Annotated in this window: 18 protein-coding genes; 11 read left to right on the forward strand and 7 right to left on the reverse strand. The window is 58.6% G+C overall.

Features of this window, described 5'->3' with window-relative positions:
• Window positions 1–77 precede the first annotated feature (77 nt).
• On the forward strand, window positions 78–2840 hold the full coding sequence (gene acnA / locus JIF53_RS13410; RefSeq protein WP_199452837.1) for an aconitate hydratase AcnA: 2763 nt from the start codon (window positions 78–80) through the stop codon (window positions 2838–2840).
• Here acnA and JIF53_RS13415 read toward each other — a convergent pair.
• From JIF53_RS13415 to JIF53_RS13425, 3 genes are read right to left on the reverse strand one after another with little or no spacing between them, the layout of a single operon-like run.
• Window positions 2837–4753 carry an ATP-binding protein gene (locus tag JIF53_RS13415; RefSeq protein WP_199452839.1) on the reverse strand — a complete coding sequence of 639 codons (1917 nt, stop codon included), beginning with the start codon at window positions 4751–4753 and terminating at the stop codon, window positions 2837–2839. The two genes, acnA and JIF53_RS13415, sit on opposite strands and share 4 nt — an antisense overlap.
• 12 nt (window positions 4754–4765) lie before the next feature.
• Window positions 4766–6811, reverse strand: a complete 2046-nt coding sequence (locus tag JIF53_RS13420; RefSeq protein ID WP_199452841.1) for a GAF domain-containing protein — start codon at window positions 6809–6811, stop codon at window positions 4766–4768.
• Complete coding sequence (locus JIF53_RS13425) at window positions 6798–8585, reverse strand: ATP-binding protein (RefSeq protein WP_153740285.1); 1788 nt, start codon at window positions 8583–8585, stop codon at window positions 6798–6800. The genes JIF53_RS13420 and JIF53_RS13425 overlap by 14 nt, the downstream gene beginning before the upstream one ends.
• Before the next feature lie 98 nt (window positions 8586–8683).
• On the opposite strand from JIF53_RS13425, the gene JIF53_RS13430 reads away from it, so the two are divergent.
• The 7 genes from JIF53_RS13430 (at window position 8684) to JIF53_RS13460 (ending at window position 16623) form a co-directional block, all read left to right on the forward strand.
• The gene (locus tag JIF53_RS13430; RefSeq protein ID WP_153740284.1) at window positions 8684–10369 is read left to right on the forward strand and encodes a diguanylate cyclase; all 1686 of its coding nucleotides are present in this window, start codon (window positions 8684–8686) and stop codon (window positions 10367–10369) included.
• Window positions 10370–10393: 24 nt separating this feature from the next.
• Window positions 10394–11533 (forward strand): response regulator, encoded by a 1140-nt coding sequence (locus JIF53_RS13435; protein ID WP_153740283.1) that lies wholly within the window; start codon window positions 10394–10396, stop codon window positions 11531–11533.
• Window positions 11530–11922, forward strand: coding sequence for a response regulator (locus JIF53_RS13440; protein WP_023009447.1), 393 nt, complete (start codon window positions 11530–11532; stop codon window positions 11920–11922). The genes JIF53_RS13435 and JIF53_RS13440 overlap by 4 nt, the downstream gene beginning before the upstream one ends.
• 69 nt (window positions 11923–11991) lie before the next feature.
• Complete coding sequence (locus tag JIF53_RS13445; protein ID WP_153740282.1) at window positions 11992–12312, forward strand: DUF2288 domain-containing protein; 321 nt, start codon at window positions 11992–11994, stop codon at window positions 12310–12312.
• A 61-nt stretch (window positions 12313–12373) separates the two neighbouring features.
• A complete protein-coding gene (locus JIF53_RS13450) occupies window positions 12374–13282 on the forward strand; it encodes a lysine exporter LysO family protein (RefSeq protein WP_153740281.1) in 909 nt (302 codons plus the stop codon).
• Between the two features lie 108 nt (window positions 13283–13390).
• A complete protein-coding gene (locus JIF53_RS13455; RefSeq protein WP_153740280.1) occupies window positions 13391–14347 on the forward strand; it encodes an ABC transporter substrate-binding protein in 957 nt (318 codons plus the stop codon).
• Window positions 14344–16623 (forward strand): diguanylate cyclase domain-containing protein, encoded by a 2280-nt coding sequence (locus JIF53_RS13460; RefSeq protein WP_153740279.1) that lies wholly within the window; start codon window positions 14344–14346, stop codon window positions 16621–16623. Before JIF53_RS13455 ends, JIF53_RS13460 begins: the two co-directional genes overlap by 4 nt.
• Here the strand turns inward: JIF53_RS13460 and JIF53_RS13465 are convergent.
• The 3 genes from JIF53_RS13465 to JIF53_RS13475 all read right to left on the reverse strand — a co-directional run bounded on the left by JIF53_RS13465 (window position 16605) and on the right by JIF53_RS13475 (window position 20296).
• Entirely contained in the window at window positions 16605–18212 is a 1608-nt protein-coding gene (locus JIF53_RS13465; RefSeq protein ID WP_022993239.1) for a Na/Pi cotransporter family protein, read from the reverse strand. The genes JIF53_RS13460 and JIF53_RS13465 overlap by 19 nt on opposite strands.
• A gap of 69 nt (window positions 18213–18281) precedes the next feature.
• Window positions 18282–19490, reverse strand: coding sequence for an HD-GYP domain-containing protein (locus JIF53_RS13470; protein ID WP_113879098.1), 1209 nt, complete (start codon window positions 19488–19490; stop codon window positions 18282–18284).
• On the reverse strand, window positions 19487–20296 hold the full coding sequence (locus tag JIF53_RS13475) for a TatD family hydrolase (protein ID WP_022993237.1): 810 nt from the start codon (window positions 20294–20296) through the stop codon (window positions 19487–19489). The genes JIF53_RS13470 and JIF53_RS13475 overlap by 4 nt, the downstream gene beginning before the upstream one ends.
• A 119-nt stretch (window positions 20297–20415) precedes the next feature.
• Here JIF53_RS13475 and JIF53_RS13480 point away from each other — a divergent pair, with 119 nt between their 5' ends.
• Both JIF53_RS13480 and JIF53_RS13485 read left to right on the forward strand, forming a co-directional pair.
• Window positions 20416–21246, forward strand: coding sequence for a polyphosphate kinase 2 family protein (locus JIF53_RS13480; protein ID WP_022993236.1), 831 nt, complete (start codon window positions 20416–20418; stop codon window positions 21244–21246).
• 10 nt (window positions 21247–21256) lie between these two features.
• Window positions 21257–22528, forward strand: coding sequence for a D-amino acid dehydrogenase (locus JIF53_RS13485; RefSeq protein ID WP_011787066.1), 1272 nt, complete (start codon window positions 21257–21259; stop codon window positions 22526–22528).
• Window positions 22529–22530: 2 nt separating this feature from the next.
• On the opposite strand, the gene JIF53_RS13490 is transcribed toward JIF53_RS13485, so the two are convergent.
• Entirely contained in the window at window positions 22531–23211 is a 681-nt protein-coding gene (locus JIF53_RS13490; RefSeq protein ID WP_011787065.1) for a tRNA/rRNA methyltransferase, read from the reverse strand.
• Here JIF53_RS13490 and JIF53_RS13495 point away from each other — a divergent pair.
• Window positions 23210–24454, forward strand: a complete 1245-nt coding sequence (locus JIF53_RS13495) for a methyltransferase (protein ID WP_011787064.1) — start codon at window positions 23210–23212, stop codon at window positions 24452–24454. The two genes, JIF53_RS13490 and JIF53_RS13495, sit on opposite strands and share 2 nt — an antisense overlap.
• The last annotated feature ends 40 nt before the right edge of the window (window positions 24455–24494 follow it).

Genomic DNA, 24494 nt, shown 5'->3' on the forward strand with positions numbered 1-24494 from the left:
AACATTCACGGGACTGCAGTTGAACTCTCGCCATTCGATGCAATAGTTAAAGGAGATTTCCGAAGAGGAGGCATCACATGTCGAGTTCATCCCTGAGTAAAGACAGCCTGAATACCCTCTCCACCCTGAGCGCGGGTGGCAAGACCTACCACTACTACAGCCTGCCCAAGGCAGCAAACACCCTGGGCGATCTCAGCCGCCTGCCGTTCTCCCTGAAAGTGCTGATGGAGAACCTGCTGCGCAACGAAGATGACACCACGGTCGACCGCTCCCACATTGATGCCATGGTGCAATGGTTGAAAGACCGGGGCTCGGATACCGAAATCCAGTTCCGTCCGGCCCGGGTTCTGATGCAGGATTTCACCGGGGTGCCCGGGGTAGTGGACCTTGCCGCCATGCGCGAGGCCGTGAAGAACGCGGGTAAAGATCCCGCCCTGATCAACCCGTTATCGCCCGTGGATCTGGTCATCGACCACTCGGTCATGGTGGACAAGTATGGTAACCCGTCTGCCTTCAAGGAAAACGTCGCCATCGAGATGGAGCGTAACCAGGAACGTTACGAATTCCTGCGCTGGGGCCAGCAGGCCTTTGACAACTTCCGGGTGGTGCCGCCGGGCACCGGCATCTGCCATCAGGTGAATCTGGAATATCTGGGTAAAACGGTGTGGCAGAAGGAGGTGGACGGTAAAACCATCGCCTACCCGGACACGCTGGTGGGCACCGATTCCCACACCACCATGATCAACGGTCTGGGCATACTCGGCTGGGGCGTGGGCGGTATCGAAGCGGAAGCCGCCATGCTTGGCCAGCCGGTCTCCATGCTGATTCCGGAGGTGATCGGTTTCAAGATCACCGGCAAGCTGAGGGAGGGCATCACGGCGACCGACCTGGTGCTGACCGTCACGGAAATGCTGCGCAAGAAAGGCGTGGTGGGCAAGTTTGTGGAGTTCTATGGGGACGGCCTGAAAGACATGCCAGTGGCCGACCGTGCCACCATTGCCAATATGGCGCCGGAATACGGTGCTACCTGTGGTTTCTTCCCGGTGGATGAACAAACCATCAACTACATGCGCCTGACCGGGCGGGATGAAGCACTGCTGGAACTGGTTGAAAACTACGCCAAAGCCCAGGGATTGTGGCGGGAACCCGGTCATGAGCCGGTATACACCGACACCCTGGAGCTGGACATGGGTGAAGTGGAAGCCAGCCTTGCCGGCCCGAAGCGGCCCCAGGACCGGGTCGCCCTCACCAACATGAAAGCGTCGTTTGAGTTGCTGATGGAAACGTCGGAAGGCCCGGCAGAAAGCCGTGAGGCCAAGCTGGAATCGGAAGGGGGTGGTACAGCGGTCGGTGCTCAGAGCGCCTATTTCGAACACCCCGCCAGTCAGCCACTTCACATGAATGGTGAATCTACCCGGCTGGACCCAGGCGCGGTGGTGATTGCGGCGATTACCTCCTGTACCAATACATCCAACCCCAGCGTGATGATGGCGGCTGGCCTGATTGCCAAAAAGGCCGTGGCCAAGGGTCTGAAAACCAAACCCTGGGTCAAAACCTCACTGGCGCCGGGCTCCAAGGTGGTGACCGACTACCTCAAAGTGGCCGGCCTTCAGGATGACATGAACCAACTGGGTTTCAACCTGGTGGGTTATGGCTGCACCACCTGTATCGGTAACTCCGGCCCGCTGCCGGATGAAGTCGAGAAAGCCATTACTGATGGGGATCTCACCGTGGCCTCGGTGTTGTCCGGTAACCGCAATTTCGAGGGCCGGGTGCATCCGCTGGTGAAAACCAACTGGCTGGCCTCGCCCCCACTGGTCGTTGCCTATGCTTTGGCTGGCAACGTACGGGTGGACCTTACCAAGGATCCTCTGGGCGCAGACCAGGATGGCAACCCGGTGTACCTGAAAGACCTGTGGCCAAGCCAGGCCGAGATCGCGGAAGCGGTCGAGAAGGTCAAGACCGACATGTTCCGCAAGGAATACGGCGAGGTCTTCGAGGGCGACGACATCTGGAAATCCATCAAGGTGCCGGAAAGCAAGGTGTATGAGTGGAGTGACAAATCCACCTACATCCAGCATCCGCCCTTCTTCGAAGGCATGGGTGAGCAGCCCGAGGCCATCGATGACATAACGGATGCCAACATCCTGGCCCTGTTGGGAGACTCGGTGACCACCGACCATATTTCGCCGGCCGGCTCCTTCAAGCCGGATACACCGGCGGGCAAATACCTGCAGGAACATGGTGTAAAACCAAAAGACTTCAACTCCTACGGCTCCCGCCGGGGCAACCACGAGGTGATGATGCGCGGCACCTTTGCCAACGTGCGCATACGCAATGAAATGCTCGACGGCGTGGAAGGCGGCTTCACCAAATTTGTGCCCACCGGGGAACAAATGGCCATCTACGATGCCGCCATGAAGTACCAGGAGCAAGGCACGCCACTGGTGGTGATTGCCGGCAAGGAATACGGCACCGGCTCCAGCCGCGACTGGGCCGCCAAGGGTACTCGCCTGCTGGGCGTGAAAGCCGTGGTGGCGGAATCCTATGAGCGTATTCACCGTTCCAACCTGATCGGCATGGGGGTGATGCCGCTGCAATTCCCGGAGGGGACTGATCGCAAGAGCCTGAAACTCACCGGGGAGGAAACGATCAGCATTCAGGGACTGTCTGGCGAGATCAAGCCGGGCCAGACCCTGACCATGACGGTGAAATACAAGGATGGCTCTACCGAAACCTGCGAGCTGAAGTCACGGATTGATACTGCCAACGAGGCAGTGTATTTCCAGCATGGTGGTATCCTGCATTACGTGGTGCGGGAGATGCTGAAAAACGCCTAGGCGGCCGGGACTTCCAGCCAGAAGGTGGCTCCCTGGCCAGCTTCTGACGTGAAGTCGACGTCGCCCTCCATCCTGGCCATCAGCTCTTTGGTGATGGCCAGGCCAAGGCCAGTGCCACCCTTGCTGCGTCGATCCGAACTGTCGGCCTGGGAGAACTTCTGGAACATGCGCTCTCTGAATTCCGGAGCGATACCAGGTCCCTCGTCCTGCACGTAGATTCGAAGCCCTTGGCCATGCGGTTTTGTCCAGATACGAATCTGGCCGTTGACCGGTGAGAACTTGATCGCGTTTGACAGGATGTTGTTGAGTGCCTGTGCCAACCTTTGTTTGTCCGCCTTAACCGTGGATGCTGAAAGTTCTTGAGCGTTGAGAGTGATGTTTTTTTCGGTGGCATAGTTCTGGATGTTTTCCAGACTTTCGGTGATCGCCTCAGACACAGGAAATTCGACCACATTGAAATCCATCTTGCCCGCAATCAGTTTCTCGATGTCCAGCAGGTCATTGATCAGAAAACCCAGCTGATCGCTGTTTCTTTGGGCGATCTTCAGCAATTGTTGTGCTTTTCCTGAAAGCTCTCCGCCAGCATTGGTCGTTAACAGCGACAGCGCCCCGGAAATGGAGGTGAGGGGGGTTCTGAGTTCATGACTGACGGTCGAGATAAACTCGTTCTTTAATCGTTCCGCCTCTTTTCGTTGGGAAATGTCCTCGACGATGATCCAGATAACGGACTCTTTTCCCTGGAGGTCCAGGCGCAAACCGTGGAGCATGAGCGGCTGGAGAGTCCCATCTGCCATTGGGAAGAAGCCTTCAACTCCGGTGAAGCGAACCTGGCTTGCCAGGCGGTTGGATATTGAAGGTTCGCTGCGTTGTTGATCGCCGGAAAGGCTGCGCACATCGTCGAAATACCCGATGTTCTTGGCTTTCGAGTCCAGTATTCGGGTGAAGCCCGGGTTGGCCTGTAGCAACTCCCCTGAGATCGCGTCATAGAGGGCGATGCCGAACGGGGCGAGTTCAAACAGGCCCCAGAATCGGAGTTGCATCTGGCGATCACGGAGGATGAGTGTCGTTATCCAGAGTGTGCCGGCAATGATGATCAGAGTGACCAGCCCGAGCAGACTACGCAGCAGCCACGGAGAGTCCGGATGATCCGGCCATCCATCCGCTGGCTGAGCGTAGAGCTTCCAGGAAAATCCCGGCATGGCCATGGTTGTTGACACGGGCGCTTGCCAGGCTGCATCGGGCTCACCGAAAAACAAGCCTTCATCTATGTTGCCGGAGCCTGTCGTTGAGAGCGCAAAGACCACCTCGGGAGGGAGGCTGTCCAGCCCAATCGCGGTGTAAAGTCGATTCAGATCCAGAATGGCGGAGATAACCCCCCAAACCCGTCCCGTGTCGTTCTCGAAAATGGGAATACGCGCGGCCAGGCCCTGGCCTCCCTGTACCAGATTAATAGGGCCGCTGAAGACTGCTCGCCGGCTTTCCAGTAGCAGGGCCATTTGATCTCTTGACAAACTCTGAGCCTGAAGGTCGAGCCCGAGGGCAGCCTCATTTCCATCCAGAGGGTAGATGTGTTTTATGACAAATCCGGGGGCCAAACCGATATTCAGCAGTTCTGGTGCCAGTTTGAAGATGACGGAAGCCAGCCGCTGAAATCGCTCTTCGCCGATGTCGGGTTGGACCGCAACGTTTGCGGCGAGACCCCATACTGTCTGTGTGTTTTGCAGAATGGTGGCGCGCAGACGCAGCCCCAGATCATCTACCTTCTCTTGCCAGTTCGCCCGCACATCAGCCCGGTGTCGTTCCGTTGCGGTTGAGTCGATCGCCAGCGCGAGCCCGACCGTCAGCAGGCAAACCGTCAATCGAGCAAGCCAGACCAGGCCGAAAAAAGCTTGTTCTTGTTTTTGTGTGCTCATGTCAACGCAAGCTCATGTTAAGGGTAACTCCAGCCAAAAGGTGGAACCCTGCCGCTCGGCCGAGTTGAACCCGACACTGCCACCCATCTTCGTCATGATTTCTCTGGTGATTGCCAGTCCAAGGCCGGTCCCGCCTTGTCCGCGGGTAACAGAGCCATCTGCCTGCGCGAACTTCTGAAAGATCCTGGATCGGAAGCTCTCAGGTACGCCGATCCCCTGGTCTTTCACCAAGATGCGCACCGTCGATTCTGACGATTCAATATCGACGAGGACTTCGCTGCGCTCATGTGAGAACTTGACGGCGTTTGACAACAGGTTGGTGATAGCCTGTTTCAGCCGAATGCTGTCAAACAGCGCCGTGAGCCCCGGCGAGCCGTCCCGCAGTGTGATGCGCACCTGACGCTGTTTGGCAAAGGGCTGGATTTCTTCAATGGCGGCGGTCACGCACGTTCCAATGCCTTGCTCCTCAGGCGCCATGGGCATATTGCCCGCAATCAGTTTTTCGATGTCCAGGAGGTCGTCTATCAGCAGTTTCAGATGGTCGGCGTTGCGCTTTGCGATGGAGAGCATGTGCCGGCTTTTTTCGTCGATGTTCCCCGTAATACCACCCAAAATCAGCCCCAGGGACCCGGAAATCGAAGTGAGGGGAGTGCGCAGTTCGTGGCTGACGGTGGAGATGAACTGGTTCTTCATCTGTTCGGCTTCGTATCGCTCGTTGATGTCTACGATATAGCCGTGCCAGAGAATGCTGCCATCCGGCAGTTTTTCGGGGTTGGCCTGCCCCTCGACCCAGTGCCAGTTCTGGCCTTGCCACTGAATTCGATAACGCTGGTGCCAACGGCTCAAGTTGTCTGCGGACTCTTGAATGCTCTCAGCAACCTGTGGAAGGTCTTCAGGGTGGATGACGCCGAAGACTGGGCCGGCATCGTTTGCCGCAGCTTCGGCGCTGATGTTGTAGATCTGCTGGATACCTTGGCTGGTGTAGGGAAAAGTGCTGTGACCGTCTGGCCAGAGGCGGTACTGGTAGAGCATTCCCGGGGCGTTGCTGACGAGTTTTTCCAGGGTCTCGGCCTGCCGGGACTGGTGAATGGCGTCGGCGACCCAGCGGGCCAGCAGGTTTACAAACATCTTTTCCGTTTCGGTAAACGGTGGTTTGCGCGGTATGGAGGATGAAAAGTTCAGGGTTCCGAACAGTGTGTCATCTATCCAGATTGGCGCGGCCAGGTAGCTTTCCAGACCAAACTCGGCGTAGCAGGGGTGGTCCTGAAATCGCGAGCGCCCCATGTGGTTGATGGCGAGCACGTCACCCCGCTCGAGAAGAATGGAGCAGTAGGTTTGCTCAACGGGCAAGGTGAGTCCGTTCTCAAGCGCCTTGTTTCGGCGCGCATGGTGCCAGAGTACGGTGTAGGCGCCACCATTGATTTCGCTGACAATGGCCGTTTCTGTCCCCAGGAAATGGTTGGCCTTGTTGAGCGCTAGCGGAATGGCGGTATCAAGGTTGCCTTTCACTTCCAGAACGATTTCGTTCAGTGCATTCAGTGCCCGGGTGCGCTCACTGTAGTAGTTGCCCAGCTCCTGAAACTGGAGTTCGCGTTCGATGATATCGGCCAGGTCTCTGAGTGTTTTCTCGTCCCGGTTCGAAAAGCCTCGAGGTTTTTTGTCGATAATGCATAGGGTGCCAATGCGAAAGCCCGAGCGGTCTTCCAGCGGCGCGCCCGCATAGAAACGGATATGGGGTTCTCCTGTGACCAGGGGGTTGTCGGAGAACCGCTCATCGGCCAGTGCGTCGGAAACCACGAAAGCCTCGGATTTCAGGATGGCATGGCCGCAGAACGAAATGTCACGACCGGTTTCCCGGACTCCCAGGCCATAGCAGGACTTGAACCACTGGCGTTCCCGGTCGACCAGTGACACCAACGCAATCGGCACATCGAACGCCTCGGCGGCAAGCCTTGTTACCCGATCGAAGCGCTCCTCCGGGGGAGTGTCGAGCAGCTTTGTCGCCTCCAGGGCGGAGAGCCGTTGTGGTTCTTCGGGTGGGTACTCAGGTGACTTCATGATCAGGCTCCCTTGAGGTCTCCTGGCGGGGGATGTCGAGCCAGAAATGGGCCCCTTGCTGGTAATAGTAGCCCACCTGGCCGTGCATCAGATGGGCCAGCTCACGGCAAATGGCCAGCCCCAGGCCAGTGCCGGACTGTGCCTGTTTTGAGGATGGGTTGGCTTGTGCAAACCGCTCGAACAGATGTGGGATAAACTGCTCATCCACCCCCGGGCCGTGGTCCGAAACGATGAATCGGATGGTGTTCTGATTAACCGCTCGGGCGGACAGCTGAACGGCGGCACCAGTAGGTGAGAACTTGATGGCGTTGCTGATAAAGTTGTCCAGTATCTGTCGCAGTCGCTGGGGGTCGGCTCGGACCACCAACGGTTCAGGGGCCGGGACTGCGCTCAAAGAGACACCATAATGGGTGGCCATTGAGCGATTGCCTTCAATGGCCTGCTCCAGGGCTTCACTGACCTGGATTGTGCCAATCTGCAACATCATTTTTCCGGCGATGGCTTTATTGAAATCCAGCAGATCTGAAATCAGCAGCTGCAGTTGTTCGCCGTTGCGCAGCGCTACTTGCACCATTTTCCGGGCCTTTTCCGGAAGCTCGCCGGCCGCCTCCCGGTCCAGCAGTTTCAAAGAGCCGTTGATTGAGGTCAGAGGCGTTCTCAATTCATGACTCACGGTGGCCACAAACTGGTCTTTCATCTGGTCCAGAGCTTCCCGTTCCTCCATCAGCCGGTTGAAGGCCAGCGCGAGATTGCGGGTTTCCGGTGGCCCCTTGGGCTTCAAGTGGCGGGTATCCGATGCGCCATCCACCATGGCCCTTATCCGCGTGGACATGTGTTCCAGGGGCCGGGTGGCAGTGCGCCCGAGTAGCCAGGCTGCGGTGGCCAGAATCAGTGCAGCCAGTACGCTGAGCAGCAGAAAGTTTTCAAATGAGGCCCTGGCCGGGCCGGTCACGCCTTCATAGGGCTCTGCGCGCAGAAACAACCAGCCGACACGCTCCAGATGACGGGTCGCATAAATCCAGCGTTTACCGGATTTGTCGGTCACGACACCCGATGTGACGCCAGACAGCGCTGCGTCGATAATCAGGTTCTCGCCGGGTGGGGGTAGCTCAGGCATCGGAGCGCCGGGGGTCAGCGAATCCACCTGAGTGAAATGCCCGGTATCGAGCACCTTGAAGATGGCGTTGCTTTTTTCACTCAAGGAGTCGGGAATGATGCCGGATTCAGCCAGGTTGATGCTGCCGCCCGCCAAGCCCAGCAGATCGCCGTCGTCACTGACAATGGGAGCCAGAAAAGACAACAGCGGCAATCCGGTGGTACGGCCGATAATGGGGCGGCTGATCACCGCTTGTCGGCTGGTCAGGGCTTCCCGGAAATGCGGGCGGTCTGAGTAGTTGGTGCCGATTCGTCTGGGCACAAAACGGTTCTCTGCAATGGCGACACCCTTGTCATCAAAAATGAGCAGACCGCCTTCGAAATAGCGTTCAAGACTGGGTTGGCGCCCGAGAAGCTCTTTCAACTCAGGCAGAGGGCGCAGGTTGTCGCCGTCTGTGAGAAAAGCCGAGAAGGCCTTCAGGGCCTCCAGGCGAATCTGAAGTTGTTGGTCCACGATGCGCGCAGCCGAGTCGGTTTCCAGCAGCTGCCTTTGGGTCAGAACGTTCTCGAAATCCCTTACCAGCCCGTTGTAGGCAAAAAACAACACGGCTGCCATGGTCGCAATACTGCTGGAGATCGTAATCAGGGTAACGCGTATACCTAACGATGGGGATCTCAACGGTAATCCTTAGTGGCGTGGTCGAGAGCGGAAAAACGTGGTTACATAGAGCTTAGAGTATTTCCAGAGTCGGAAAAACCAGGATTCGGGGAGTTTTTTTGGATAACCAGCAGCAAGATTACATCAGTGATCGCCTGAACGTTTTGAAACTGCGTTTTATCGAGCGATTGAGGGGCGAGTTGGCGTACCTTTCAGGCTTTGCTGACCAGGTTAGGAAAGGTCATGTTGATGAACTGGCACTTAATGACTGTCGTCAGAGACTTCATAAGTTGGCGGGATCTGCAGGCACGTTTGGTTTCCCCTCCCTTGGAGAATTTGCACGAGATCTCGAAAAACGTCTCAAGCGGGAGCAGAAAGCGTTGGCGAAGGGATCCGACGCCCAGTTCGATTTTCTTCCCGTTGATGAAAACGTCGCCGACCAGCTCGAACTCCTGATTGGCATCGCCGACCTGGATAACCCGTTGTCCACGGAGCGGGAGCGGTCGGCGCAAGCCGATGAAGAGCTGGTCTCCCATGGCATGCAGGTTCGGCTGATCGTGGTTCTTGACGCCACGGATCAACTGGAGTCCTTGCCGGATGAATTGCAGAAATACGGGTTTTCTGTCGAGACGATAGAGAGCCGGGAAGGCGTGGTGAAGGCCTCAGGTACTGATCCTGGTAATGCCGCAGCCGTGCTCTGCAGCGATGCCAGTATTGAAAGTGTGGCTCGTTGGTTGGAGGCCCATCCCCGCGGCGCCTATCAGCCACCGGTGCCGGTTGTTTGCATCGGACAGGCCGAAAACTTCGATCGTCGCTATCATGTTGCCCAGCACGGGGCACGTGCGTTCATGTCGGCGCCGGTGGATTTGCCCGAGCTGGTGGAGCGGCTGGAAACCCTGGTTCAGGAACTGGCCGCCGGCACCAAGGGCCGCGTGATGATCGTCGACGACGACCGGGAACTGGCCGAGCACTATTGCCTGGTGCTCAATTCTGCCGGTATTGAGGCCCATGCCGTATCGGACCCTTTGACGCTGCTGTCAGAACTTTATGCGTTCGAGCCTGAGCTGTTGCTGATGGATATTGAGCTAGGCGCGCATTCTGGCGTAGTTCTGGCTCGGATGATCCGCTTCCATGCTCGCTGGTTGAGCCTGCCGATTGTTTATTTGTCTTCCGAAGATGATCCGGAGCGCCAGCTTCGGGCGCTGTCCGGCGGTGCCGATGAGTTCCTGGTCAAACCGATTTCCGATGATTACCTCATCCGGGCCGTCCAGATGCGCTGTCATCGGGCTCGGCAGCTGTCTGAGCTGATGAACCGCGATAGTCTGACGCGACTGCTGAAGCACTCGGTAATCAAACAGGAAGTGGAAAGGGAGCGTCAGCGTTGCACCCGGGGCGATTACAGCTCTGTTGCGGTACTGCTGGACATTGATCATTTCAAGCAGGTGAATGACACCTGGGGGCATGCACAGGGTGATGTCGTCATCCGGACTCTGGCCAATCTTTTGCGCAACCGGCTGAGGGAATCCGATGCCATCGGTCGCTACGGTGGTGAAGAATTTCTTGTGGTACTGCCGCATTGTGAGCCGTCAGCAGCCCTGCGACTGATGTCCGGTATTCTTGAGAGCTTTTCTGAACTGGAGTTTTCCAGTGAAGACGACGTGTTCCACGTGACGTTCAGCGCGGGGGTCGCAAAAATCAATGATTTTTCTGCCGGTGATCAAATCATCGAGGCGGCTGACAAGGCACTCTATGAGCGGAAACGAAACGGCCGCAATGGCGTTACGTTGTATACCGATAACGCGTAGGTCAATCATGTTGCGGAGAATGCCTTGAAAGCATTGGTGCTTGAAGACGATGATCTCTTCTCGGAACTGCTGGAGACCGTAGTGGCGGGACTCCGTCCAGGCATGCGGGTGACGGTGGCGAGCCGGCTGTCCGAGGCCTTCCGGTTTGTTGACGATGACGATTTCGATCTGATTATTGCGGACTGGAACCTGCCGGATGGTTCGGGGCTGGAACTGGTTCGCAGGGTTCGTTCAGCTAAAGCGACCATGCCCGTTGTGATCGTCTCGGCCCGGGCCGATCGGGACTCCGTATTGAAGGCCGCCCATTACGGCATCAATGGCTATATCACCAAGCCTCTGGACGTTCGTGTCCTGCATCAAAGACTCACGGAGCTTCTTTCTGACACACCCGCCCGGTTGCCCGCGGTCTCGAGTTATCTGGCTGATGCTCTGGAGAACATCACGCAGTTGCCGTCCGATCTGGATGCTGCTGAGATTCTGGATTTATACCGGCGTCAGGAAGAGCTTTCTGCTTCGCAACTTGCAGAACGGTGGCGGGATCACCCAGCGCTGACGCTGCGCCTGCTGGATGTGGCCAACAGCACCTCCTTTCGCCGTACGGGTGAACCTCTGGATACAGTCCGGGACGCGATCAGTTCGATCGGGGTTGCGATGGCGTTAAACCAGGCGCTGGCATTGTCTCTGGATGTCTCGCGGAATATCCAGCATCCGCCGTTGCGCGCCCGGGCTGACGTCTATTATGGCCAGGCGCTCAGTGTCGCAAAATCCGCCCAGGCTCTGGCGCTGAGACTCAAAAAGCAGCCGATGCTGTTCCAGCAGGCTGGCTTGCTCAGTCGCCTTGGTGAGATGGCCCTGGTCAAAGTGCTGGATGAATACGTGGCGCTGGGTGGCGAGGTCGAGGAGGCCGCGTTTGAAGCCCTGTTTCGGGAATGGTCCGCACCGTTTGGAAACCGACTGAAAATTCACTGGCATCTGCCACTTGGTTTGAGGGAATTGATTGGGGCAGTGCATTCGCTTGGTTCTGACTGTACCCGTGAAGACCGGCTGCTGATGCGGGCGGCCTCTCTGGAAGCGGCGGGGGCGAAAGCCGGCGAAGAATGCCAGCGTTTACTGCGACGGCTGGGCCTGGATGAGACACAATCAGAGGAGTTAAAGCCCTCGTGAGCCAACAAGTTGATCGCGTGCTTTACGTTGAAGATGATGAGGACATTCGCAGTGTGGCTGAGCTGGCACTGGTGGATGTGGGCGGCTTCGACGTCTGCCTGTGTGCCTCTGGTCAGGAAGCCTTATCGCGCATTGAGGAATTTGGACCGGATCTGGTTTTACTGGATGTGATGATGCCGGGTATGGATGGGCCTCAGACTCTGAAAGCCTTGCAGCAGCGCCCGGAGGGGCTGAATATTCCGGTTATCTTTATGACCGCTCGTTTACAGCCCTCGGAAATTGAGGAATACCGGTTGCTGGGCGCCATTGGTGTCATTCCGAAACCCTTTGATCCCATGACTCTGGCCGATGATATCCGGCGTCTGGTGGCCGACAACCCGGAGCGTTGAACCGGATGCGTCGTCGTCGGTTTTAGGGTAGGCTGGCGCCCCGCAAATGAACTGATCACCGAGGTTGTCATGTCATCCCCCCAGTCGCCGGAAGAAATCAAGGCCAAACTCAACCTGGAGACCTCCCGCATTCACTGGCATGAGCTGCAAACCTATTATGCCCGGGGCCAGGTGGTGCGAGTGGCGCCAGAGCTGGACCTGCTGAATGTGGCGGCCCAGTTGGCGGCGGACAACAAGGCGCAGTTTGAGCACTGGATGTCCGGTGGGCAGGTGGGCGAGGTGGCACCGGACCTCGCGCGCGCCTGGTACGACCGCAATGCGGAACTCTGGGCAGTCGTCATTGCCCCCTGGGTGCTGGTACAGGACCGTTCTGGTGAGTGTCTTCACTGAACTGCACCGTTTTTATCCCTAGCTGTTCTGCTCTTTATCCCTGTCTTCGTCCGAGGTTTTCATGCTGACCGGTGCGCTCCTGATCCTGGCCCCGTTATTTCTGGGCTTTGCCATTGCCCTCTCCAATCGTCAGTTGATGACCGTGATTCACTATTCGGTGGAGGGCCTGGTGTATTTCATCCTGGCCCTGTTGGGATTGGGGCTGGGACAGATGGAAGGGCTATTGGGCCAACTGGGTACCATGGCTGCCCAGGTAGCGGGGCTGGTGCTGGTCCTGCTGGTGGCGAACATGGCGGGCCTGTGGCTGTTTCACCGTTGGCAGCCCATGCACACGGAGGCGGCTGAAACCGGTTCCAGGCCCGGTTATGGCCGCTTGTTTCTGGCAGGCCTCAAACCGCTTTTGTCCGTGCTTGTCGGTGCTCTGCTCGGGTATTTCCTGTTCCCGGAACTGCCGATGGTGGACGACGTGGCCACCTGGGCGCTGATGTTGTTGCTGTTCCTTATAGGGCTTCAGTTACGCAATGCCGGCCTGTCATTGCGCAAACTGCTGATGAACCGCCAGGGGCTGGGGATTGCACTGGCTCTGGTGGTTAGCTCCCTGGTGGCGGGGCTGGCTCTGGTGCCGGTACTGGATATCCCCTGGCATCAGTCTTTGGCCCTGGCCTCCGGGTTTGGCTGGTATTCACTTTCAGGCATTGTCATTGGCGATGCCCTGGGACCCGCCTGGGGCGGCGTCGCTTTCCTGAACGATGTGCTGCGGGAAATTATTGCCCTCGCCCTGATACCGTTGGTAATCCATACCCGGCCAGCCATGGCCATCGGCTACGGCGGAGCCACCGCCATGGATTTCACACTGCCGGTAATTCGCAGTAGTGGTGGCCTGGCCTGCGTGCCGGTGGCCATCGCTTCCGGCTTTCTGCTGTCTTTCCTTTCGCCGGTGCTGATGGGAGTCTTTCTGTCGCTGGGATAGCTTGATTTTGCTCAATTTGACCCGGTGCAATGCTTTGGTCAGATTTACGGTTATAGTGGCTACGGATTAGTATGCAAAGAATACCCACCTCTGTCCCGGAGCTTCTGGATGCACCGCCGTCACTTTCTGCACCTGACAATAGCTGCCGCTGTTGCTGCGGGAATGAGTGGTTGCTCCCGGCGAGATCCTCTGAGAACCGGTATTCATCCCTGGATTGGTTACGAACCCCTGTACCTGGCAGAAGAATTCGGCTGGCTGCCGGAGACAGTGCAGTTGGTGAAAGGCCAGGCGGCCAGTGATTCCATCAGCGGACTGGTCTCCGGCAATCTGGACGCCGCAGCCCTGACTCTGGATGAAACCCTCAGGGTTCTTGTCGCCGGGGTGCCCGTAAAGGCCGTTGCCGTCACTAATGTTTCCGTGGGCGCGGATGTGCTTCTGGTGCGGCCTGCAATTACCAGCCTTTCGGGTTTGCGGGGCCGACGGGTCGCGGTGGAGCTCGGCGGCGTGTCCGGCATCATGTTGTTTTCTGTGCTTGAGCGCGCCGGCTTGACCAGTAACAACATATCGGTGGTGGATTTACCGGTCCACGAACACATCGGGGCCTGGCAGCGTGGTGATATCGACGCTTCCATCAGCTACGAACCGGAGGCCTCCCGGCTGGCGGCCGAAGGCGCGGTGCGTCTGTTCGACAGCAGCCAGCTGCCGGAAACCATCTTCGATCTTCTGGTGGTCACTGATGCAGCGGTCAGTCGGCAGCCAGGCGCGGTAAGGGATCTGGTAAAAGGTCATTTTCTGGGCCTGCAACATCTGGTGCGCAACACGCACGATGCGGTCTATCGTGTTGCTACGCGCCAGCAGGTATCTCCGGAGATGGTGCGTCAGTCTCTGGCGACGGTGATGTTGCCGGAACTGTCTGCCAACCACCGCTATCTCACCCACAATGGCCGGCTGGAAGTGGTGGCAAAGATGCTGGCGAGTATTATGGCTCGTGAGGGGCTGATAGATGCGCCCCTGCACTATGAGCATCTGACCGATCCGGCTTTCCTGCCTCGGAGCCTGCCATGATGAAGGGGATGCTTTACCGCTGCCTGGTTTCGCTGTTGGTGGTTGCTGTCAACGTGCCGGCGCAGTTGGCAGCCAGCGACTCGGTCACGCTCGGCGTTTTTGCCTACCGGCCTGACAATGTGATCAACGAACGCTATCAGCCGCTGGCCGACTACCTGACCCTGGAAACCGGCATGGCAGTGAACCTGAAGGTTTTCAATCAGGATGACATGAACCGTGCCTTGGCGGCCAACCAGATCGACTTCTTCCTCACCAATCCCAGCCACTTTCTGGTGATTCGCAGTGAACGCAGTCTGACCGGAGCCCTCGCAACCCTGCGCCGCAGCTGGCGGGGTGAAACCACGGGCAGTATTGGTGGCGTGATTATTACCCGTGTTGAACGGGACGATATCAACCGCCTGCAGGATCTGGAGAAAAAGAGTATTGCCACGCCAGGGCTGACCTATCTGGGTGGCTATCAGGCCCAGGCGCTGGAGTTGGCCAGCGTGGACGTGGATGTTCGGCGCCATAACCGGATGGTGTTTCTGGGTAATCACGACCGGGTGATCCGCTCGGTGCTGACGGGCGATACCGATGTCGGATTCATCCGAACCGGCATCTATGAAGAACTGCTGAACGAGAACCCGAGCCTTGCAGATGAGCTGAAAATCATCAATCCGCAGCAGCTGCGAGGCTATCCGTTTGTTCTGTCCACCCGGCTGTACCCGGAGTGGCCTCTGGTTTCTCTGCCCCATGTCGACAGCAGGACGGTACGCCGGGTTGCTTCCGCCCTGTTTGCTCTGGAGCCAGAGCATGCGGCGGCGCAGGCGGCGGGTCTGGCCGGGTTTTCGCCGCCTGCAGATTACCAGTCGGTCGAAATGCTGAGCCGAAGCCTGCGGATGCCGCCGTACGATCAGGTGCCGAGGGTAACCTGGGTCGACATACTCCACCAATACCGTAACTGGGTGATTACCGTTGCTGTGCTGTTTGTACTGCTGGTAATCACCAGTCTCTGGCTCGGCCGCAAGAAAAAGCAGCTGGCCTCTGAAGAGCGCAGGCTGCGCACACTGATTGCCAGCTGGCCCCAGCCGATGCTGATGATCCGCAATGGTGAACTGGTGGACTGCAACCGGGCGGCCGTGGATCTGGTTGGCTATACCTCCGAAGCTTCTTTGTTGGGCAAGTCCCTGGCGGCTTTCTCTCCCCATAGCCAGCCGGATGGAGCTCCGTCGTCACAGAAATCCGAGGCGCTCTTTACCCGGGTGACGGCTGGAGAGGTGTCCCAGACGGAATGGCTGTTTGTGCGTTCGAACGGGGAACGGGTGTGGGTGGCCATGACCCTGGCCCCGGTTTATGAACACGGCAGCGACATCCCTTCGGTACTCTGTTCCTGGCATGACATCACGCGCAGAAAGCAGGCCGAGGAACAGCAGCGGTTGGCGTTAAGGGTGTTCAAGAATGCCCGGGAAGCGATTTTTATCACCGATGCCCACGGCGTGGTGATGGACATCAACGAGGCCTACACCCAGATCACCGGGCGGGATCACAAGTCTGCTATTGGCAGCCTACCGCCCATGCCGGTAGATGAAGGCAGTGCCATACTGGTGGCCGCCAGCAGGCATGGAGTGTGGAGCGGAGAGTTTGCAGCCCGGCATCAGGACGGCCAGGCCATTGTCTTGAACCTGAGTCTGAGCAGTGTGCTGGACGAGCAGGGCGAACTGTCCCATTTTGTGGGTGTCTTCAGTGACATCACAAGGCAGAAAGAGATCGAGAAGCAGCTCCGGATCATGGCCCACTACGACGCCCTGACCAATTTACCGAACCGGGTACTGTTCTCGGATCGTCTGCACCAGTCCATGGCCCAGGCCCGTCGGCAGAATTACCGGTTGGCGGTTGTCTACATCGATCTGGACCAGTTCAAACCGGTGAATGATGCCTTTGGTCACGATGCCGGTGATGGCTTGCTGGTGGAAGTGGCCCGGCGCATGCGTGCGACCCTCCGGGAGGAGGACAGTCTGGCACGATTGGGCGGCGACGAGTTCGCCGCCATCATCGTCAATGTCCCGGACGCGGTTACCCTGGATATATTGCTCTCGCGTTTGCTAACGGTCATTGCCGAACCGGTGTGGGTGGCCAATCACAGCGTTGAAGTGTCTGCGAGTATGGGTTACACCCTGTACCCTCAAGGCGAGGAAATAGACGGAGATCAGCTGCTTCGCCAGGCTGACCAGGCCATGTATCGGGCCAAGCGTGAAGGCAAGAACCGCTATTACTGTTTTCAGGATGCCGATGCCTGATCATGGCTTTGGTTGAGTAGCCCCACGCCGTCCTGCCAATACAGCGCCTTGCTCCACTGATCGGTGAGCCGGCGCACGGCGCTGAGCTCATCCAGAACCTCGGCCCCCAGGCTGGAACTGAATTCCCGCCGGATCATCTTCTGCAGGGTGGCTGCTTTCAGCTGATGGTAGACGGTTTCGGCTTCCTGTAGCTGCTCCGGTACGGGCGTTTCTGAGGCCACCAGCGCCCGAATAACCTCGAAATAGCGGTTGAAAACCGACTCCAGCGTCTCGAAATCCCTGCGCCGGGCCAGCGCCCGGAGTCGAACCAGATGCAGGGTCAGCTCGGTGGCTTCCGCCAGGTAACGGCAGGTGCGAATGCTCAGCGTCAGGGCATCCACCACCGACGGATGCATTTTCTCGGCTCTCAGGCGCCCGATGTAGTCGGTAATGGCCAGGTTCAGGTTGCGCACGGCATCGGCCTTCGGGCGCACATCGGATTCCTCCAGGCTTTCCCGGTCCAGGCATACCCGCAGCAAACCCCGGCTGTGACCAATCAACCGCTTCATTTCCTGATCCACGGCGCCGATGGCCAGTTCCGGTGTCGTCACCAGAGTGTCATCGAGATAGCGGGGTTCGGCGTTGTCCTCTTCCTTGCTGCGAAACAGCCGGCCGAGAAAACGGGCGAACGGTTGGGTGAAGGGCAGCATGATGGCGGCACCCAGAACGTTGAACAGCGTATGGAATAAGGCCAGCGAAACCGCCGGGTTGGCTTCCAGGTCCAACAGGTTGGTCAGGGTATTCACCAGCCAGAGCATGGCCGGCAGCACCAGCAGGGCGATGACGCCGGTGACCAGGTTGAACAGGATATGCCCGGTGGCCAGCCGGCGGGCGTTTGCCGTGGCTTTCAGGGCCGACAGCGCGGCAGTCGACGTTGAGCCCAGATTGGCCCCAATCACGGCCGCGGCGGCATTGTCGAGCGGGATCAGGCCGCCAGCTGCAGCGGTGAGTACGATGGCCAGGGCGGCGCTGGAGGACTGGGTAAGAACCGTGGCCAGCAGGCCAATCAGCATGAAGGCCGGCAGGCCATAATCGGCGTTGATCAGGTGGCCGTTCTGGAAGCCGAGAGCCGAGGATTCGAGCGCGGTTTTGAGAATCGACAACCCCAGGAAAAACAAGGCAAAGCCTGCCAGAGCTTCCCCCAGAAACTGGTTTCTCGGGTTGCGGCTGACCAGTTTGAAGCCCACCCCGGCGGCCAGCAGTGGCAGCGCCATGGCTTCGATCTTGAAGCCGAAGCCAATCAGGCTGACCAGCCAGCCGGTCATGGTGGTACCGATGTTGGAACCGAAAACAACGCCCAGGGACTGGGCCAGAGTCATCAGGCCGGCATTCACAAACCCAATGGTTGCCACGGTTACCGCCCCGGAATGCTGCACGATACCGGTAATAACAAAGCCGGCGAATAGTGCCCGCAGAGGCGTTCTGGTCCAGTGCCCCAACATATGGCGGAGATGATGGCCGGCGGCGTTTTTCAGACCATTGGTCATCATCTCCATGGCCAGGAGAAACAGGGCCAGACCGCCCAGAACCTGGAAAACCGATGACAGCATGATGGATTATCTTTTTTATGGATGGGGCGTTAACACAAGCCTAGCAGAGCCCGGGCAGCTTTCAGAGTGTCAGACCAGAAACTTTCGGATATCGAGTTTGTAGTCGTCTGGATCGACCGCCCGAACGATCCGGTCCTGGTTGCCGGGGCGAGACAGATCAATGGTATGCACGGTTACAGGCATTCGGAACTTCGTGTTGTACATAACGCGCACCACGGGCAGTCTCTGGTCAGATTCATTCGTTTCGATGACCACGCCCAGCTTGCCGCTTTCAAGCAAGACCAATGAACCTATCGGGTACAGCCCAACGCAACGGATAAACTGTTTCACCAGCGTCGGATCCAGGTGATCCCCGGACCATTCCAGCAGTTTCTTCAGCCCTTGAGTCGGCGTCAGGCCTTTGTGGTAAACCCGGTCAGCAGTGATGGCATCGTAAACATCCGTGATGGCAACCATGCGTCCGTACTCGGTGATTTCGTCGCCTTTGAGACCCTCCGGATAGCCGCTGCCGTCCAGTTTCTCATGATGTTGGGCGGCGGTTATCACGGTGATCTCGCCGATGCCTTCGGTGCTGGCAAGAATGTCACGGGAATGGCGGGCGTGCAGCTTCATGACCTCGAATTCTTCCGCCGTCAGTCGGCCAGGTTTGTGCAGAACCTCATCGGGCGTAAGAATTTTTCCGATGTCGTGCAACAAAGCACCTACGATGGTCTGGTGCAGAACATCCTGAGAGAGGTTTCGGTAATGTCCGAACAGTGACATCAATACGCTCAGGTTGACTGAGTGTTCCAACAGGTAATTGTCTTTCTCGCGGATCCGTCCCAGGCAGCTCAGGGCATTGGCATTGCGTAGTACTGAATTTTGCAGCTCGTCTGCGAGCTGGTGGATCGGGGCCACATCAATTGCACCACCAATCTTGACGTTGGTCATGAAGCTGCCCACCAGGCTTTGGGCCTGGCTGTGCACCTGTTGAGCAATAACTATTTCTTCCGCCAGAGGGGCCTTCGGGGTGTATCCCGGCTTCAGGGCTCCGGCGTTCTGCAGGGCCGTTTCATTGCGCTGATCCACATGCGCCGCCGGCTCGGAATCCTGGCAGTCGGCGCCCCGGCTGACATCAATGTAGATGTATTGCACGCCCATCTTGCGGATTTTTTCAATGGTCTCTTCCCGCTTGATCACCCCTTGCTTGCGCTGTGTGTTATGGGGGATCCAGTCGTTGTTCAGGTCGGTGATGTACATGCCGACCTTCAGGGCGGAGACAGGAATGCGCTTGATCATTGATGGGGGAAAAACGTTCTCAGGCTGTTTTGATAGGTCTGACTTAATACCTGATCCATCGGCAACTCCTTAACGTCGGCAATTTTCTCGGCCACGAACGGCAGGTAAAACGGTGCGTTTTCGCGGCCGCGATAGGGTACGGGTGTCAGGAACGGGGCATCGGTTTCCAGCAGGATCTGTTCGATGGGCGTCATGCGTACGATATCGCGCACGTTCTCGGCCTTATTGAAAGTGGTGATGCCGTTGAAGCCCAGGCACCAGCCCTGGTCGATGGCGTATCGTGCCAGCCCGGGCCCGGAGGTGAAGCTGTGAATAACCCCCCGGCGCTCAAGAGAATGCTCGAACTCTTTCAGAATAGCTATGGTATCGTCGTCGGCGTCGCGGCTGTGAATCACCACCGGACGGTCGCTGTCGCAGGCAATCTGAAGCTGCCGGCGAAACACCTCTCGTTGCACGGAGCGATCGGCATTGTCGTAGAAATAATCCAGCCCGATCTCGCCCACGGCCACGATCTTGTCGTCGGTGGCATGCTGGCGGATTTCCGCTTCCACCTCATCAGTATAGGTTTCCGCTTCATGGGGATGAATGCCCTGGGTGCCAAACACCCAGTCAGCGGAACCCGCCAGTTCGCGCACGGCGGCGAGGTTATCTGGCGACACCGCAATGGTGATCACCTTTTCGATGTTGACCCGCTGGCTTTGCTCCAGAGTATCGGACAACGGCCGGTCTTTCAGGTAGTCCAGATGGCAGTGGGTCTCGATGATCGGATGATCAAATACGGGAATCTCCCGACGTTTCTTGCTCATGCCAGGGTACTAGACTCCATCAGGGTCGGTGTATGGATGCTATTCTGAGAATCTGATCACGTAAGTGTATCACTTTGTACGATTATTGACCTGCAACGGGGCGATAGGGAGTTTCCTTGATGAAATATACGGCATTTGCCCGTTCCTGGTTCTTGAATCCTGATCAACCGGCTCTCGAAGGTTATCCGTCGCTGTATGAGGGCGACGACAAGTTGCCTGCGCTTGAAGCCAGTCTGGAGGAGATCGGAGAGTACCAGCGGCGGTTGTGGGCCAATCGTAAGCAGGCATTGCTGGTCGTCATCCATGGCCCGGACACCAGCGGCAAGGACAGCCTGATCCGGACGCTGGCCACCTACGCTGATCCGGCCGGCTTTCACGCCTGGTCATTCGGGCGACCCAATGCATCGGAAGCCGCTCATGATTTTCTCTGGCGGGTGACACCCTATCTCCCCGCCTATGGCCAGATGGTGGCCTTCAACCGCAGTCATCACGAGGCCGTCATCGGCGAGCGAGTATGGCCCGTGCGAGATGCCGGCACCTATCACTGGCCGGCCCGGTTCGAGGCCATACGGAATTTTGAGCGTCACCTGGTCAGCGAAGGCACCTGTGTCGTAAAAATCTGGCTCAACCTCTCCGAGGATGAACATAAACAGCGATTGCTCAAACGCCTGGACAAGCCCAGGAAGCGCTGGAAGTTTGACCGCTCCGACATCGAGGGCTGGAAGCAGCGCGCCCGTTATCAGGCCTTCGCCGAGGAAGCCCTGGCGCAGACCCACACCGAGGAAGCGCCCTGGTTCATTGTGCCCGGGGACCGCAAACCCCAGGCCCGGGCGATTGTGGCGGCCTTGCTGGCCGGGGTGCTGAAACAGCTTGCGCCGGACTACCCGGCGGAGCATCCGGATGTACTGGAAGACTATCGTCAGCTGCTGGCAGCGAATGGCGTCAGCTAATGGAGGCAATATGCACATCGCAGTGGTAGGGGGTGGTGTGGTCGGTGTTACTACCGCCAGGGAACTGATTCGCCGGGGGCATCAGGTAACCCTGCTGGAGCGACACGACCTTGCCGGTAACGAGACCAGCAAAGGCAACGCCGCCCAGCGGTCTTACGGCGTGGTTTACCCTTGGGCTGATCCCTCCATGGTCTTCAAGGCACTGCCCTGGCTGTTTAAAACCGACGGCCCACTCAAGCTGCGAGTGCCGCCTTCGGTGGATGCCATCAAGTTTATGTTTGCCACCCTGCGCTACGCCTGGAGCCCGGGTCTGTTTGGCCTCAACAAACGGGCCATGCTGCGCCTGGGTGTCCACAGTCGGGAGCGATTTCTGGCTCTGGAACAGGAGCATGACCTGAACTTTGATGGCGACCACAAGGGCCTTCTGCACCTGGCCAGCAGCCCTGAGGCCATGGACGGTTATCGTGAGATCCACGACCTGCTGAATGAGCTGGGCATCGCCTCGCAGCTGCTCACGCCCGAGCAGGTGCGAGCCACAGAGCCGGGTATGACCGGAGACGGGCCCCTCTATGGAGCCATCAGCTATGACACAGACGGCACTGGCGACTGTCACCTGTTCTCCCGGGCACTGGCGCAGGTGTGTGAACAGCAAGGGGTAACCTTCCATTATGGTGTCGAGGTTGAGCGGCTGTTGTTTGATGACGAGAAGGTGAACGGGATCGAGTATCGAGCCCGCGGCGGCGAGTTAGCCACCCTGGAAGCCGATGCGGTGGTGGTTTGTGCCGGATGCTGGTCACCGCAGCTGGTTCGGCCTCTGGGGCTGGAGCTGCCGATCTATCCGGTCAAGGGTTACAGCCTGACGGTACCCCTGAGTGATCCGGACAAGGCCCCGGCCAGCACGATCCACGACGATAACCTGAAGGTGGTGTCTACCCGGTTGGGTAACCGGCTCCGGGCCACGGGCTTTGTCGAATTGGCGGACTTCAATCGTGACATTCCCGAGGCGCGCATCGCCACCATCAAGAAATCCGTGCGTTCACGCTTTCCCGGCTGCGCGGATCTTGAGGCTGCCGAAACCTGGACCGGTTTCCGCCCCATGACTCCGGATGGCCCGGCCATTATTGGTCGCGGACCCCGCCGGAACCTGTTTCTGAATACCGGCCATGGCACCTTCGGCTGGACCCTGTCGGCGGGCAGCGCCTCGGTGATTGCCCAGGTCATCGACGGTGAAGAACCGGCCGTGTCGCTGGATGCGTTCCGGCCCGGGAGGTTTCAGGAGTAGGCTCAGAGTTTGCGCTCGAGGTTGCCGCACAGGGTGTGAGCAAAGCCGACGTCCCGTTCGGAAAGCATGGGCAGGCGCTGGAATACCCACTGCGACAGCTTGCTGTCGGCCGGTGCCTCCAGCGCCGGTAACAGTGTTTCCAGGCGTTGTCGCAAGGCGCCGAGGCTGGCATCCGAGGCGACCTCGGGCGTGCTGTTACTCTGGCGCGCCAGTCCGGACAGCTCCCAGGCATACAGCATGACCGCCTGGGACAGATTCAGGGACGGATAGCTGACCGCCATCGGAAAGCCGGTAAGCAGATCGCACAGGGCCAGTTCTTCATTGGCCAGACCCCGGTCCTCACGACCAAACACCAGCGCCGCCGTCGCCACCGAGCCGCCTTTATTGGCCAGTACCGAGCGCAGTGCGCCGGGTTCATGCCAGTCCTGCCGATGATGACGGGGCTTGGCTGAGGTGCCCATCAGCAAATCCGCGGAGTTTCTAACCGCGGCCAGATCGGGGAAAATGCGCGCATTATCCAGAATGTGGTCACTGCCATGGGCCAGCCAGTGGGCTTCGGGCCGCGTATGCAGGTCGGAATTGACCAGCCATAGCTCGGAAAAACCCATGGTGCACAGGGCCCGCGCAGCGGCGCCGACATTTTCCGGGACTTTCGGTTCAACCAGTACAAAGGCCAGTTTCATGACATTACCTCCGGCGGCGAGTTTACACCAAGCCTCGGGTTGTTTTTACCAGCGCTGGCAGTCTTTGAATGACTGGCTGCGGGAACTGGAGCCACTCTGGCGCCCCATCCCGTTCATGGAACCTGCCCCCGCCTGGCGCGACGCGCATCCGGACCTGGCGCGCTGGCTGGAGGCGCTTCCTGAGGAGGACTGTCAGGACTGGGAGGAGCGGCTCCCGGAACTGTCCTCGTTGTTAGCCGGGCATGTCCCGGCGCTGGCCCGGTACCGGGATCTGCTTGATTTACCCCGTCTGGCGACCGAGGCCGAGGGCCGGCAGGCGGAACTGGCGGAGGTGGCCGCCGTTGATATGCCTGGCCGAAAACGACAGCAGGCCGGCGCATTCGCCGCTGCAATTTCACCCTTGGGCTATCCGGTACTGGACTGGTGTTGTGGCAAGGGTCACCTGGGCCGGACCCTGGCCCGGCGGGGGGCGATGGAAGTAACCGGATTTGAATGGAATCCGGAACTGGTGACCGATGGCAACCGCCTGGCCGAGCACTATGGCGACCCGGTTCGCTTGTCTCATCAGGATGTGATGGTCGATGGGCTTAAACTGCCTGAGTGCCACCATGGGGTGGCGCTGCACGCCTGTGGTGATCTGCACCGCCGGCTGATGCAATCCGGTGCCCAGGCGCGTTTGCCCCGGCTCAGTCTCTCACCTTGCTGCTACCACCTGACCGGGGATGAGCGGTATCAGCTTCAGGCCCGGCAAACCCGGGAGTATGGCGAGTGTTTGTCGGTAGACCGCAACGATCTGAGGCTGGCGGTTCAGGAGACGGTCACGGCACCGGAGCGGGTGCGCGAGCAAACCACACGCATCAGTACCTGGCGCCTGGGGTTCGATGCGCTGCAACGGGAGCTGACCGGTAACGGGCACTACCTGCCGGTGCCGTCGCACCCGGCCGGGCTCAATAATGGCCGTTTCGAGGACTTCTGTCGCTGGGCGGCGGCAAAGAAACAACTGACTCTGCCCGCCGATGTTGACTGGGCAGAGTGGCTGGCACGCGGTGAGGCACGATATCGTCAGGTGCGCCGGCATGAACTGCTGCGCCATCTTTTCCGGCGGCCCCTGGAGCTCTGGCTGGTCCTGGACTACGCCGTGTTTCTGGAAGAACAGGGTTACCGGGTTCGACTGGGCACCTTCTGTGATCGTCAGCTGACGCCAAGAAACCTGCTACTGGATGCGGAACGTGAGGGCGGTTGAAAGCCTGAGCGCTTTCTGACTGCGGAATCAAAAAGAAAGG

It is taken from the genome of Marinobacter sp. bablab_jr008 (assembly GCF_016464145.1).
Classification (GTDB): Bacteria; Pseudomonadota; Gammaproteobacteria; order Pseudomonadales; family Oleiphilaceae; genus Marinobacter; species Marinobacter nauticus.